Here is an 11,647-nt window from a genome sequence, read left to right as displayed (position 1 = left end):
GGCTCGATCATGGCCCGCTCCACGGGGTCGGGGACACGTCAGCGTGGCGGTGCCACCTAGCTTACCCGCGGTCCCGGGCCATTGATACCGGCGTTACGAGCAATGCTGGCGTTCATGCTGGCCATAGGGCATGAGTTCGCGTTGCCAGTCGATCGCCTCGGCGGCGCAGGGGCGCGCCAGGCCGAAGCCCTGGCCGTAATCGCAGTGCTGCTCGAGGAGGAAGCGCGCCTGTCCGGCCTGCTCGATGCCCTCGGCGACCACCTTCAGCCCCAGGTTGTGCGCCAGGCCGATCACTGAACGGGTGATCGCGGCATCCTCGCGGTCATCCGGCAGGCCGGAGACGAAGCCCTGGTCGATCTTCAGCTTGTGCACGTTCATGCGCTTGAGCCGCAGCAGCGAGGAGTAGCCGGTGCCGAAGTCGTCGATGGCCAGCCGCACCCCGAGTTGTCGCAAGCGGTGCAGGAGCTCGATGGCGGCGTCCGGATCCTGCATCACGGCGCTCTCGGTGATTTCGAGTTCGAGATAGCGGGCTTCCAGGCCGGTTTCAGCCAGCGTCGTGGCGACCTGCAGGTCGAGCTCGCCAAGGCCGAACAGGCGGCTGGAAATGTTCACCGCAACGAACTCGACGGGGCGACCCTGGGCACGCCACTGGCGCATCTGTCGGCAGGCCTGCTCCAGCACCCAGCGGTCGATGGCTCCGATCAGACCGTTTTCCTCGGCCATCGGAATGAACAGCGCGGGTGACACATGGCCGTGCTGCGGGTGTTCCCAGCGCACCAGCGCCTCGAACCCCTGAATGCGGCCGGTGGCCAGATGATAGATCGGCTGGTAGTGCACGCGTAGCTGGTGCTGCTCGAGGGCCTGGCGCAGGGCGGTGGCCAGCTCGACGCGCTGTTGCGCCAGGCTGGTCAGCTCCTGACTGTAGAACGCGTAGGTCGAGCGTCCGCTGCCCTTGGCCTTGAACAGTGCCGAGTCACCGTTGCGCATCAGCTGCTCGACGTCGCGGACGTCGTTGGGGTATTGCACGATGCCGATGCTGGCGCTGGTGAACAGGTTGCGCTGCTGCAGCTCGAACGGCAGGTTGAGCGCATCAAGCACATGCAAGGCGAGGGCGGCGGCCTGGTCGGCGCTGCAGTCTTCATGAAGGATGGCGAATTCGTCGCCGCCCAGTCGCGCCAGGGTCATGCCGGGCTGGACGAATTCCTCCAGGCGGCGCGCCACGGCCTGCAGCAGGGCATCGCCGAGATTGTGGCCGAGGCTTTCGTTGATATCCTTGAAATGGTCCAGGTCGATCAGCAGCAGCGCGCCGCTGCGCCGGCTCGCCCGGGCGCGCTCCAGACTCTGCGTTGCCCGCTCGCTGAACAGCAGGCGGTTGGGCAGCCGGACCAGCGGATCGTAGTGCGCCAGCTGGTCGAGCTCGTCCTGCGAGCGCTTGAGTGCGGACAGGTCGGAGAACACCGCAACGAAGTGGCTGATCTGGCCGGCTTCGTCATAGATGCAGCGCAGGTTCTGCCACTGCGGGTATACCTCGCCGCTCTTGCGCCGGTTCCAGATCTCGCCGCTCCAGGCGCCGTCCTTCTGCAGGATCCGCCACATCTCGCGGTAGAAATTGGGGTCGTGCTTGCCCGAAGCGAACAGCCGGGGTGTCTTGCCCAGTACCTCCTCGATGGAATAGCCGGTGATGCGGCTGAATGCGGGGTTCACATGGATGATGTGCTGGCGATGATCGGTGACCAGCACGCCCTCGAGGGTGCTGTCGAACACCGCGGCCGCCTGGCGCAGGCTGCATTCCTTCAGGCGCAGCGCCTTCTGCTCTGCGGCCAGGCGCCCCAGGTGACGGCGTTCGAGCACATAGAGCATGCAGCTGGTGAGCACAATGAACAGCGTGCCCTTGCCGAGCTGCCAGAGGTAGGCGCTATCGTCGTCCTGCAGCAGCCAATGCAGCAGCGGGTCGCTGAACAGCAGCCAGAGCATGGAGAGTGCGAAATAGCCGAGGCTGAGCCGCAGCAGATGCTTGTTCATCTTCAAAACCGGTCACCGGTACTTCATGAAGGCCCCGCCCGGCGGGACACGCAGCGGCCCGAGCGGCCGTGCAAACGGCACAATGATAGATGGATTTTCAATGAACTGCGTCACGCCTTTCTTGCCGCCGGTCATCCATCGGCTGGGTCAAGGCGTCGCAGGTAGTCGCTACCGCCTAGCTGGCGAACCTGCTGGCGGATCCAACTGGCCCGGCGCTCGATGTAGCGGGTCGGCCGGCTGGCGTTCCAGCTGCGCGGGTTGGGCAGCACGGCGGCGAGCAGGCTGGCCTGGCGTGCCGACAGATAGGGCGCCCCGCGGCCGAAATGTTGGCGCGCGGCTGCTTCGGCGCCAAAGATGCCGTCGCCCCATTCAACACTGTTGAGATAGACCTCGAGAATGCGCTGCTTCGGCCACAGCAGCTCGATCAGCGCCGTGAACCAGGCCTCCAGGCCCTTTCGCAACCAACTGCGGCCCGACCAGAGAAACAGGTTCTTGGCCACCTGCTGGCTCAGCGTGCTGGCTCCGCGTAGCGAGCCGCCGGCCTGGTTGTGCTGCAGGGCCGCATGGATCGCGGCGAAGTCAAAGCCCCAGTGCTCGGCGAACTTCTGATCCTCGGCGGCGATCACCGCCATCTTCAGGTCGTCCGGCAGTTCTTTCCAGGGGCGCCACTGGCGCTCCAGGTCGATGCTCGGGCCGGAGACCCATGACTGCACCTTGCGCTCGATCATCAGTGCCGTGAACGGCGGGGCCACCCAGCGCAGCGCGAGCACCAGCAGGGCCGACAGCGCGGCGGACCAGAACAGCAGCTTGAGTAGGCGGTGCAGGAGGGAGCGAAGCATGGGCGCTTGGTCGGCGGCGGGAGGAGCGGGCATTATAGCGGCCTCCTCGGCCCGCTCACGTTGCCTGTCATGATTCGTCCGTTCCTGCTGATCTCTGCCTTCTATGGACTGACCGGCGTCGCCCTTGGCGCGTTTGCCGCGCATGGTCTGCGCGCCCGGCTGACTGCCGAATACCTGGCGGTATTTCAGACCGCCGTGCTCTACCAGCTAGTCCATGCGCTGGCGCTGCTCGGTGTCGCGCTGCTGACGCGCCACCTACCGGGGCGTTTGCCGGTTGCAGCCGGCTGGTCGTTCGCCGTCGGCGTGTTGCTGTTCTCCGGTAGCCTCTATCTGCTGACCCTGACCGGGGTAGGCAAGCTCGGCATCGTCACGCCCATCGGGGGCGTCGCCTTCATGGTGGGCTGGTTCTGCCTGCTGCTGGCCGGCTGGCGGCTCCGCTAGCCGGCCAGCAACAGCCCGGCGCCTTTGCCTTGGTCGTGGATGAGGTTCGGGCTAGAATGCCCGACCCCCAATCGATGGCGGCGATCCCCATGCAGATTCACTTGAATGGCGAACCCTACGAGCTGCCCGACGACCAGAGCGTCGCCGATCTGCTCGAGCGGCTGGAGCTGAGCGGTCGCCGGCTTGCAGTGGAACTGAATCTGGACATCGTTCCGCGTAGCGAGCACGGCACAACGCGCCTGAAGGCAGGTGACCGCGTCGAAGTGGTCCATGCCATCGGCGGCGGTTGAGCGCCGCGCAGCCCGCAGTCCCGGCGACCCAGTCGCTTCCCGCAACGTCCGAACGAGGAATTCCCGATGAGCGCAGTTGCGCACGACAAGCCCTTTATCCTGGCCGGCCGGACCTATGAATCGCGTCTGCTGGTCGGTACCGGCAAGTACAAGGACCTGGAAGAGACCCGCACCGCGATCGAGGCGTCCGGCGCCGAAATCGTCACGGTGGCGGTGCGCCGCACCAATATCGGCCAGAACCCGGGCGAGCCGAACCTGCTCGACGTCATTTCGCCGGAGCGCTACACCATCCTGCCGAACACTGCCGGTTGCTATACCGCCGAAGAGGCGGTGCGGACCTGCCGCCTGGCGCGCGAGCTGCTCGATGGGCACAAGCTGGTCAAGCTGGAAGTGCTGGCCGACCAGAAGACCCTGTTCCCCAACGTCATCGAGACCCTCAAGGCCGCCGAGGTGCTGGTCAAGGACGGCTTCGACGTCATGGTCTATACCAGCGACGACCCGATCATCGCGCGCCAGCTCGCCGAGATGGGCTGCATCGCGGTGATGCCGCTGGCCGGCCTGATCGGCACCGGGCTGGGCATCTGCAATCCGTACAACCTGCGCATCATCCTCGAAGAGGCGACCGTACCGGTCCTTGTCGATGCCGGTGTCGGCACCGCTTCGGACGCCACCATCGCCATGGAACTCGGCTGCGAAGCGGTGCTGATGAACAGCGCCATCGCCCATGCGCAGAACCCGGTGTTGATGGCGCGTGCGATGAAGCATGCGATCGAGGCGGGGCGTCTGGCCTATCTCGCCGGACGCATGCCGAAGAAGCTCTATGCCAGCGCCTCGTCGCCGCTGGAAGGGCTGATCCGCTGACCCCTCGGCGGTGCGTGCGCACTGCCGATGCTCGACCCTGAAGCCGACTGTGGAGTCGGCTTCGTTCATTTCAGGATGCCGTTCATGACCGATGAAACCCAACAGGCGCAGCAACCGGCTGAAGCTGCGCCGCGCATGCGCACCATCAAGAGCTTTGTGATGCGAGCCGGGCGCACCACCCTCGGCCAGCAGCGCGGGCTGGAGCTGGGTTGGCCCAGGTTCGGCCTGGAGCTGAGCGACGGCCGGCTCGACTTCGACCAGGTATTCGGGCGTCAGGCCCCGCGGACCTTCGAGATCGGTTTCGGCATGGGGCACTCGACCCTGGAAATGGCGGCGGCAGCGCCCGATCAGGACTTCATCGGCGTCGAGGTGCACAAGCCGGGTGTCGGTGCGCTGCTCAGCGGACTTCTGTCACAAAATCTGCAAAACGTGCGGATCTACAGTTGCGATGCGCTGGAAGTGCTGCGTGAATGCGTCGCCGACGCCAGCCTGGATCGGGTGCTGTTGTTCTTCCCCGACCCCTGGCACAAGAGCCGTCACCACAAGCGGCGCATCGTGCAGCCGGCATTTGCTGAGCTGGTGCGGCAAAAGCTGAAGATCGGTGGCGTGCTGCACATGGCTACCGACTGGGAGCCCTATGCCGAGCACATGCTTGAGGTGATGATGGCTGCGCCCGGCTACCGCAACCTGGCCGAGGACGGCCGTTACGTGCCACGCCCGCCGGAGCGCCCGATCACCAAGTTCGAGCGGCGCGGTGAGCGCCTGGGGCATGGCGTCTGGGACCTGAAGTTCCAGCGCTGCGAATGATCGACCACAGCCGCCGGAGAAGCGGTGCAGGCGGGGCCATGTCCTCGTCGCCAATCCAACACTTAGGCCACGGACGGCAGCTGGTGCCCGCAGGGTAGCGCTCGGTCGTCCGATCCACAGGGAGAAGACGATGAACGCAAAGTTGGGAGTGCTGCTGCTGGCCGCCTGTGCCGCTTCGTCGGCGTATGCCAAGGTTGACGCCACACAGGCCGCCCGTCTGGGCACGGATCTTACCCCGCTTGGCGCCGAGCGAGCCGGTAATGCCAGCGGTACCATTCCGCCATGGAGCGGTGGCGTGACAGCACCGGCCGGCTACCAGCCGGGCATGCATCACCCCGATCCGTTCGCCAGCGATACACCGCTCTATCGCGTCGATCAGAGCAACCTGAACGAATATGCCGAGCTGCTTCCGGCCGGGCTGCGCGATCTGCTCGAGCGTCATCCGGACTTCTACCTGCGCGTATTTCCCACTCGGCGAAGCGCTGCGGCGCCGCAGCGCATCTATGATGCGACCCGCTTCAATGCGCAGAGCGCCGAGCTGATCGCCAACGGTAACGGCATCAAGGGCGCGGCATCCGGCATCCCCTTCCCCCTGCCGCAGGACGGCATGGAGGTGATCTGGAACCACATCCTGCATTACAAGGGCGACCAGACCCACATGATCAACAACCAGGCGGTGGTGATCGGCGGCAAGGCGTCCTACATCAAGCGCGATCGCCACGTCTATTACGTCTACAACCGTGACGGCATGACGCAGGGCGAGCTGAACAACACGCTGCTGTATTACAAATATCGCGTCACCGCACCTTCGAAGCTGTCCGGCACCGCACTGGTGGTCCAGGATCCGGTCGATCAGGTGCTGACCATCCGCAAGGCCTGGCGCTACAGCCCGGGCGACCGCCGTGTTCGCCGTCTGCCTTCGCTGGCCTACGACTCGCCGCAGCCGGACACCAGCGGCCTGGCAACCGCCGATGTGGTGGATTCCTTCAATGGCGCCCCCGATCGATACGAATGGACCCTGCTCGGCAAACGCGAAATGCTGGTGCCCTACAACAGTTATGCGGTGCACCAGAAGGGCATCGCCTATGACGATATCGTGCGTCCGGGCACGCTCAATCCCGAGCTGCTGCGTTACGAGCGGCACCGCGTCTGGGTGGTCGAGGCGACCCTGCGCACCGGGTTCAGCCATTCCTACGACAAGCGCCGGTTCTACATCGACGAGGACAGCTGGGCGATCCTCGCGGCCGACCTGTACAACGAGAAGGGCGAACTGATCGGCCTGCAGGAAAGCCACCCGATCAGCTATTACGAGGTGCCGATGTTCAACAGCACGCTGGAGACGCTGTATCACCTCAAGGATGGAAACTATTTCGTCGATGGCCTGGACAACAACGAACCCATGTACGACTTCGACGTGCGACTGACGCCGCGCGACTTCTCGCCGCAGGCACTGCGCCGCGGGCTCTGATCCTCAGCAGGCTGCCGCGTGGGCCGGACGCTGGCGTGCGGCGTGGCCGACGGGCATCGAGGCATCCGAGGCGGTCTCCAGCGAGCCCGGACGCGCCGTCAGCCGCTACACCCCGCGGCTTGATGCCCGTCAACACCTTCGCTGCCGGGCCGCGGGACGATGCGCTACAGCGTTCGCATCGCCCGCGAGCGAGCCAGCAGGAGGACAGCGATCATGTTCAAGCCCGGCCAGGTGGAAGTCAGCCAGTTACCCTCCGAGACCGTTCCCGGTTATCAGCTAACGCTCGACTACCACGTCGAGGGTGAGGCGGCAGTGCCCGAATGGGCCTGTTTCCATCTGCATGGCTCAGTCGGCCAGGTGGCGGTCGACGAGCGTTTTCGCATGCACCGGGACGTGGCCTTCAACTTCCTGCAGCGGATCGGCCAGCGCTTGCGCCAGCGCGGTCTGCGCGTGGCTCGGGCGCCGTTGTTCGGCCTGCACGCCGACTACGATCCGATGTTCGAGGACCTGCGTCGGCAGCTGCGTTGTCAGCCGGGCGAGCCGATCGACCTGGAGCGCTTCCTGCGTAGCGGGGCGGGCGATTAGCCGGATGCCGTTGGGCTAGTTGCGGTCGGCGATCACGCCGATGATGAACAGCACCAGAAGCAGCACGGGCGCCAGCGTGTAGTTGTTGAACTGCGCCAGGCCCTTGGCCAGCCACGGGCTCAGATAGATGATGCCCAGCCCGTAGACAACGGCGCAGAAGATCACGAAAAGCAGGGTGCGCAGGATGAAATTCAGGCCGCCGATGTTCTTCTGTACCCAGGCATTGAGCGCCGGGCCGAAGAGCACGAAGAGCGTGGCCATGATCGCCAGCGAGATGTCCGACAGATGGCTGCGGCTCCAGCGCGACAGTGTGGCGATCAAGTCGAGTACGAGGTCCATTCGGCTTCCTTAGGGCAGGAACAGTTGCAGCAGGTCGTTGAGAAACAGCTGGCCATGCGGTGTCGCCAGCAGGCGCTGCGCATCCGGCTCGAGCAGTCCGCGGGCTTCGGCCTGGCGACGGCCCTCGGCGAGCCGCTCGAGCGGTAGGCCGGTGCGCTCAGTGAACAGCATCGCGGGCACGCCGTCGGTGAGCCGTAGCACGTTCATCAGGAACTCGAATGGCAGCTCCTCGTCCGGCAGGCACTTTTCGCCGGCTCGAAAGGCCTTGTCGGCCGCCAGATAGTCCTTGGGCAAGCGCGTCTTCCAACGCCGCAGGATGCGCCCGTCGGCCAGGGTCAGTTTGGCGTGGGCTCCGGCGCCGATCCCGAGAAAGTCGCCAAAGGTCCAGTAGTTCAGGTTGTGTCGCGCCTGACGCCCGGGCTGCGCATAGGCAGAGGTTTCGTACTGTCGGTAGCCGGCTTCGCTCAGTGTCTGTTGGCCGGCTTCCTGGATGTCCCAGAGCAGGTCGTCCTCGGGCAGCCGCGGCGGCCGGCTCCAGAACACCGTGTTCGGCTCGAGGGTGAGCTGATACCACGACAAGTGCGTCGGCTGCTGGGCGATGGCGGTCTGCAGATCCTGCAGTGCATCGGCCAGATTCTGCCCCGGCAGCCCATGCATGAGGTCGAGGTTGAAGTTTTCAAAGCCCGCCGTGCGCGCCATATCGGCGGCACGGACCGCTTCGGCGCCATCATGGATGCGGCCCAGCGCCTTGAGCTTGTCGGCCTGAAAGCTCTGTACGCCAATCGACAGGCGATTGATGCCGGCGCTGCGGTAATCGCGGAATTTGGCCTGCTCGAACGTACCGGGATTCGCTTCAAGGGTGATCTCGATATCGTCGGCGAAGCCCACGGCCCGCTCGAGCATCTCGAGTACGCGCCCCAGCGCCGATGCGGAAAACAGGCTGGGCGTGCCGCCGCCAAAGAAGATCGAGGTCAGGCGACGGCCCTGCACGTAGGCCAGGTCTTCGCGCAAGTCGGCCTCAAGCGCCGCGACGTAGGCGTCCTCGGGCAGCTGCGCATCGGCGGTATGCGAGTTGAAATCGCAGTACGGGCATTTGCGCACGCACCAGGGGATATGCACGTAAGCGGCCAGCGGTGGCAGCGCGAACCCCGGGAGTGTCTGGCTGGCGGCGGGGATCATATCCCCAGTCGCGCTTTCAGCTGCGCCATGGCCCGGGCCCGGTGGCTCAGCCGATTCTTCTGCTCGGGTGGCAGTTCGGCGCTGGAGCAGTCGGCTTCCGGTACCCAGAACAGCGGGTCGTAACCGAAACCGTGCTCGCCGCGCGGGGCGTGCAGGATGCGTCCGTGCCACAGGCCTTCGCAAAGGATCGGCAGCGGATCCTCGGCATGCCGAACCAGCGCCAGCGCGCAGACGAACTGCGCGCCGCGCTCGGCATCCGGGACCTGACTGAGGGCATCCAGCAGCTTGGCGTTGTTCGCGGCGTCGCCCAGGCCATCGGCGTAGCGTGCCGAATAGATCCCCGGAGCCCCGCCGAGGGCGTCCACGGCCAGGCCCGAGTCGTCGGCCAGCGCCGGCAGGCCGGACACGCGTGCCGCGTTGCGTGCTTTGAGAATCGCGTTCTCGATGAACGACAGGCCGGTCTCTTCGGGCTCCACGTCGCTGAACTCACCGACCGAGCGCACGCGCACCGCATCGCCGAGCATGGCCTGCAGTTCCTTGAGCTTGCCGGCGTTGTGGCTGGCCAGCACCAGTTCGTTGAAAGGCATCATTCGTCTGGGAAGAATTCCTGGTTGAAGTCGAAGTTGACCGGCTCGCCGCCCATGGGTTGCACGCTCAGGCTGAAACGCAGGGTCTCCTGCGAATCGAAGGGAAATTGCGCCAGGTAGTAGATGGCGGCGTCGCCTTCCTTGAGTTGTTTGAACTGCAAGGGGTAGTCCTGGCCGAGCAGGTTCTTCACCTTGCCGCTGACCAGCGCCGGCACCGGCTTGCCCTGCTTGAGCACCGATACGTTGACCACGCCTTGTTTCTTGCTGCGCACCAGCCCCGCCGCAGCGGCCACCTCGGGCTGCAGGAAGCCCGAGTTGAAGGCGCTGTAATGGATGTCGTACTCGCCGACGCTATGCTTGCGCTCGGCCAGTGCCGGAAGGGCCAGCAGGCTGGCCAACAGAACGATCAGGGCACGTTTCATGGTGGTTCTCCTGTCCAAACGGCCGCTCAGCGGCCAGGTCCGATGACGCGGTAGATGCCGATTTCGCCGAGCAGGTTGGGCCACAGTCGACTGGCCCAGCCATGGCGGTGATCGCGGTCGACCGCCAGCCGATCGAGCACTCGCGCACCCCGTTCACGGCAGAGGCGCTCGAAGTCCTCGAAGGTGCAGAAATGGATGTTCGGCGTGTTGTACCAAGTGTAGGGGAGGAACTCCGAGACCGGCATGCGGCCCTTGCTCGCCAGATACCAGCGGCAACGCCAGTGACCGAAGTTGGGAAAGGTGATGATGCACTCGCGGCCGACGCGCAGCATTTCCTTGAGCAGCTTGTCCGGGTAGTGCACGGCCTGCAGGGCCTGGGTCATGACGACCATGTCGAAACTGTCGCTGGCGAAGTTGCCCAGCCCCTTGTCCAGGTCCTGCTCGATGACGTTGACGCCCTTTTCGATACAGGCAGCGATATTGTCCGGGTCGATCTCCAGCCCGTAGCCGCTGACGCCCTTGTGGTCGCGCAGCCAGGCCAGCAGCTCGCCATTGCCGCAGCCGAGGTCGAGCACTCGGCTGCCGGCCGGAATCCACTCCTGGATGATGTCCAGATCGGCGCGCATGTTCGCTCCTTATACGGCGATGCGGTGCATGTATCCGCGGAAGGCCTGCAGATAACGCGGGTTGGGAATGAGAAAGGCGTCGTGCCCTTGCGGCGCGTCGATCTCCAGGTAGCAGACGTCCTTGCGCGCGGCGAGCAGGGCGTCGACGATCTCGCGCGAGCGCTGCGGCGAGAAGCGCCAGTCGGTGGTGAAGGACATCACGCAGAAGCCTGCCTGGGCGCTCTCGAAGGTGCGTGCCAGGTCATCGTCATGCGCGGCGGCGGGGTCGAAGTAATCCAGCGCCTTGGTCATCAGCAGATAGGTATTGGCGTCGAAACGAGAGGAAAACTCCTCGCCCTGGTAGCGCAGGTAGCTTTCGACCTGGAACTCGACGCTGTTGAAGTCGTAGTTGAGCTTCTCGCTCTTCAGCCCGCGGCCGAACTTGGTGCCCATGGCATCGTCGGACAGATAGGTGATATGCCCGACCATGCGCGCCAGCATCAGGCCGCGTTTTGGAATGACGCCCATTTCCTGGAAGTGGCCGCCGTGAAATTCCGGGTCCGAGAGAATCGCCTGACGCGCGACTTCGTTGAAGGCGATGTTCTGCGCCGACAGCTTCGGCGCCGTGGCGATCGCCAGGCAGTGGCGGACGCGCTCGGGATAGGTGATCGTCCATTGCAGCGCCTGCATGCCGCCGAGGCTGCCGCCAACGACTGCTGCCCACTGCTCGATGCCGAGCTGATCGGCCAGGCGCGCCTGGCTGTGGACCCAGTCTTCCACTGTGACGACCGGGAAGTCCGCGCCGTAGACCTTGCCGGTGGCAGGGTTCAGGCTGCCGGGCCCGGTCGAGCCGTTGCAGCCGCCGAGGTTGTTCAGGCTGACGACGAAAAAGCGTTCGGTATCGATAGGTTTGCCCGGGCCGATGCAGCTGTCCCACCAGCCCGGCTTGCGATCGTCCATGCTGTGGTAGCCGGCCGCGTGGTGATGGCCGGACAGCGCGTGGCAGATCAGCACCGCATTGCTGCGGCTGGCGTTGAGTTGGCCGTAGGTTTCGTAGATCAGCTGGTAATCGGCCAGCGTGCGGCCGCAGGCGAGCGTCAGCGGTTCGGCGAAGTGCGCGACCTGCGGGCTCACCAGGCCAACGGAATCGGCTGGAATGGCAGTGGGCATCGACCCTGGCTCTTGCAGACGGAAGGTCGCAG

Annotated in this window: 14 protein-coding genes; 6 read left to right on the top strand and 8 right to left on the bottom strand. The window is 65.2% G+C overall.

Going from position 1 to position 11,647, the window contains the following annotated elements; genetic code table 11:
• Positions 1–93 precede the first annotated feature (93 nt).
• Complete coding sequence (dibA, locus tag AC0KXH_RS18070; protein WP_269262737.1) at positions 94–2,022, bottom strand: phosphodiesterase DibA; 1,929 nt, start codon at positions 2,020–2,022, stop codon at positions 94–96.
• Positions 2,023–2,153: 131 nt separating this feature from the next.
• Positions 2,154–2,861 (bottom strand): monofunctional biosynthetic peptidoglycan transglycosylase, encoded by a 708-nt coding sequence (mtgA, locus tag AC0KXH_RS18065; RefSeq protein WP_041108646.1) that lies wholly within the window; start codon positions 2,859–2,861, stop codon positions 2,154–2,156.
• A gap of 69 nt (positions 2,862–2,930) precedes the next feature.
• Here mtgA and AC0KXH_RS18060 point away from each other — a divergent pair, with 69 nt between their 5' ends.
• From AC0KXH_RS18060 to AC0KXH_RS18035, 6 genes are all read left to right on the top strand, one after another.
• The gene (locus tag AC0KXH_RS18060; RefSeq protein WP_165562566.1) at positions 2,931–3,302 is read left to right on the top strand and encodes a DUF423 domain-containing protein; all 372 of its coding nucleotides are present in this window, start codon (positions 2,931–2,933) and stop codon (positions 3,300–3,302) included.
• 89 nt (positions 3,303–3,391) lie between these two features.
• On the top strand, positions 3,392–3,592 hold the full coding sequence (thiS, locus tag AC0KXH_RS18055; protein WP_043223328.1) for a sulfur carrier protein ThiS: 201 nt from the start codon (positions 3,392–3,394) through the stop codon (positions 3,590–3,592).
• A 66-nt stretch (positions 3,593–3,658) separates the two neighbouring features.
• Positions 3,659–4,453: a thiazole synthase gene (locus AC0KXH_RS18050; protein ID WP_041108424.1), complete on the top strand. Its 795-nt coding sequence runs from the start codon at positions 3,659–3,661 to the stop codon at positions 4,451–4,453.
• Positions 4,454–4,537: 84 nt separating this feature from the next.
• The gene (gene trmB / locus AC0KXH_RS18045; RefSeq protein WP_269151327.1) at positions 4,538–5,260 is read left to right on the top strand and encodes a tRNA (guanosine(46)-N7)-methyltransferase TrmB; all 723 of its coding nucleotides are present in this window, start codon (positions 4,538–4,540) and stop codon (positions 5,258–5,260) included.
• Positions 5,261–5,390: 130 nt separating this feature from the next.
• Positions 5,391–6,728, top strand: coding sequence for a DUF1329 domain-containing protein (locus AC0KXH_RS18040; RefSeq protein ID WP_278466891.1), 1,338 nt, complete (start codon positions 5,391–5,393; stop codon positions 6,726–6,728).
• Between the two features lie 213 nt (positions 6,729–6,941).
• A complete protein-coding gene (locus AC0KXH_RS18035) occupies positions 6,942–7,313 on the top strand; it encodes a DUF5064 family protein (RefSeq protein WP_488223815.1) in 372 nt (123 codons plus the stop codon).
• Positions 7,314–7,328: 15 nt separating this feature from the next.
• Here the strand turns inward: AC0KXH_RS18035 and AC0KXH_RS18030 are convergent, their stop codons facing one another.
• The 6 genes from AC0KXH_RS18030 to metX are packed head-to-tail and all read right to left on the bottom strand — an operon-like array spanning position 7,329 to position 11,615.
• On the bottom strand, positions 7,329–7,652 hold the full coding sequence (locus tag AC0KXH_RS18030; protein ID WP_061339180.1) for a DUF3392 domain-containing protein: 324 nt from the start codon (positions 7,650–7,652) through the stop codon (positions 7,329–7,331).
• 9 nt (positions 7,653–7,661) lie between these two features.
• A complete protein-coding gene (hemW, locus tag AC0KXH_RS18025) occupies positions 7,662–8,831 on the bottom strand; it encodes a radical SAM family heme chaperone HemW (RefSeq protein ID WP_488223814.1) in 1,170 nt (389 codons plus the stop codon).
• A complete protein-coding gene (gene rdgB, locus AC0KXH_RS18020) occupies positions 8,828–9,421 on the bottom strand; it encodes an RdgB/HAM1 family non-canonical purine NTP pyrophosphatase (RefSeq protein WP_041108414.1) in 594 nt (197 codons plus the stop codon). Before rdgB ends, hemW begins: the two co-directional genes overlap by 4 nt.
• Complete coding sequence (locus AC0KXH_RS18015; protein ID WP_041108412.1) at positions 9,418–9,840, bottom strand: DUF4426 domain-containing protein; 423 nt, start codon at positions 9,838–9,840, stop codon at positions 9,418–9,420. The genes rdgB and AC0KXH_RS18015 overlap by 4 nt, the downstream gene beginning before the upstream one ends.
• 26 nt (positions 9,841–9,866) lie before the next feature.
• Entirely contained in the window at positions 9,867–10,466 is a 600-nt protein-coding gene (gene metW, locus AC0KXH_RS18010; protein WP_041108410.1) for a methionine biosynthesis protein MetW, read from the bottom strand.
• A 9-nt stretch (positions 10,467–10,475) separates the two neighbouring features.
• The gene (gene metX / locus AC0KXH_RS18005; protein ID WP_041108408.1) at positions 10,476–11,615 is read right to left on the bottom strand and encodes a homoserine O-succinyltransferase MetX; all 1,140 of its coding nucleotides are present in this window, start codon (positions 11,613–11,615) and stop codon (positions 10,476–10,478) included.
• Positions 11,616–11,647 lie beyond the last annotated feature (32 nt).

The sequence above is a fragment of the Stutzerimonas sp. CXK-1 genome (genome assembly GCF_057738225.1).
Note: the sequence above shows the minus strand (reverse complement) of the source record. Positions and strands in the feature narration are given on the sequence as shown.

Excerpts from the sequence above, each read along its gene's own strand:
- trmB (WP_269151327.1), top strand. The coding sequence starts at position 4,538 with ATGACCGATGAAACCCAACAGGCGCAGCAACCGGCTGAAGCTGCGCCG.
- AC0KXH_RS18060 (WP_165562566.1), top strand. The coding sequence starts at position 2,931 with ATGATTCGTCCGTTCCTGCTGATCTCTGCCTTCTATGGACTGACCGGC.
- rdgB (WP_041108414.1), bottom strand. The coding sequence starts at position 9,421 with ATGATGCCTTTCAACGAACTGGTGCTGGCCAGCCACAACGCCGGCAAG.
- AC0KXH_RS18050 (WP_041108424.1), top strand. The coding sequence starts at position 3,659 with ATGAGCGCAGTTGCGCACGACAAGCCCTTTATCCTGGCCGGCCGGACC.
- AC0KXH_RS18035 (WP_488223815.1), top strand. The coding sequence starts at position 6,942 with ATGTTCAAGCCCGGCCAGGTGGAAGTCAGCCAGTTACCCTCCGAGACC.
- metX (WP_041108408.1), bottom strand. The coding sequence starts at position 11,615 with ATGCCCACTGCCATTCCAGCCGATTCCGTTGGCCTGGTGAGCCCGCAG.
- AC0KXH_RS18030 (WP_061339180.1), bottom strand. The coding sequence starts at position 7,652 with ATGGACCTCGTACTCGACTTGATCGCCACACTGTCGCGCTGGAGCCGC.
- thiS (WP_043223328.1), top strand. The coding sequence starts at position 3,392 with ATGCAGATTCACTTGAATGGCGAACCCTACGAGCTGCCCGACGACCAG.
- dibA (WP_269262737.1), bottom strand. The coding sequence starts at position 2,022 with ATGAACAAGCATCTGCTGCGGCTCAGCCTCGGCTATTTCGCACTCTCC.
- hemW (WP_488223814.1), bottom strand. The coding sequence starts at position 8,831 with ATGATCCCCGCCGCCAGCCAGACACTCCCGGGGTTCGCGCTGCCACCG.
- AC0KXH_RS18040 (WP_278466891.1), top strand. The coding sequence starts at position 5,391 with ATGAACGCAAAGTTGGGAGTGCTGCTGCTGGCCGCCTGTGCCGCTTCG.
- AC0KXH_RS18015 (WP_041108412.1), bottom strand. The coding sequence starts at position 9,840 with ATGAAACGTGCCCTGATCGTTCTGTTGGCCAGCCTGCTGGCCCTTCCG.
- metW (WP_041108410.1), bottom strand. The coding sequence starts at position 10,466 with ATGCGCGCCGATCTGGACATCATCCAGGAGTGGATTCCGGCCGGCAGC.
- mtgA (WP_041108646.1), bottom strand. The coding sequence starts at position 2,861 with ATGCTTCGCTCCCTCCTGCACCGCCTACTCAAGCTGCTGTTCTGGTCC.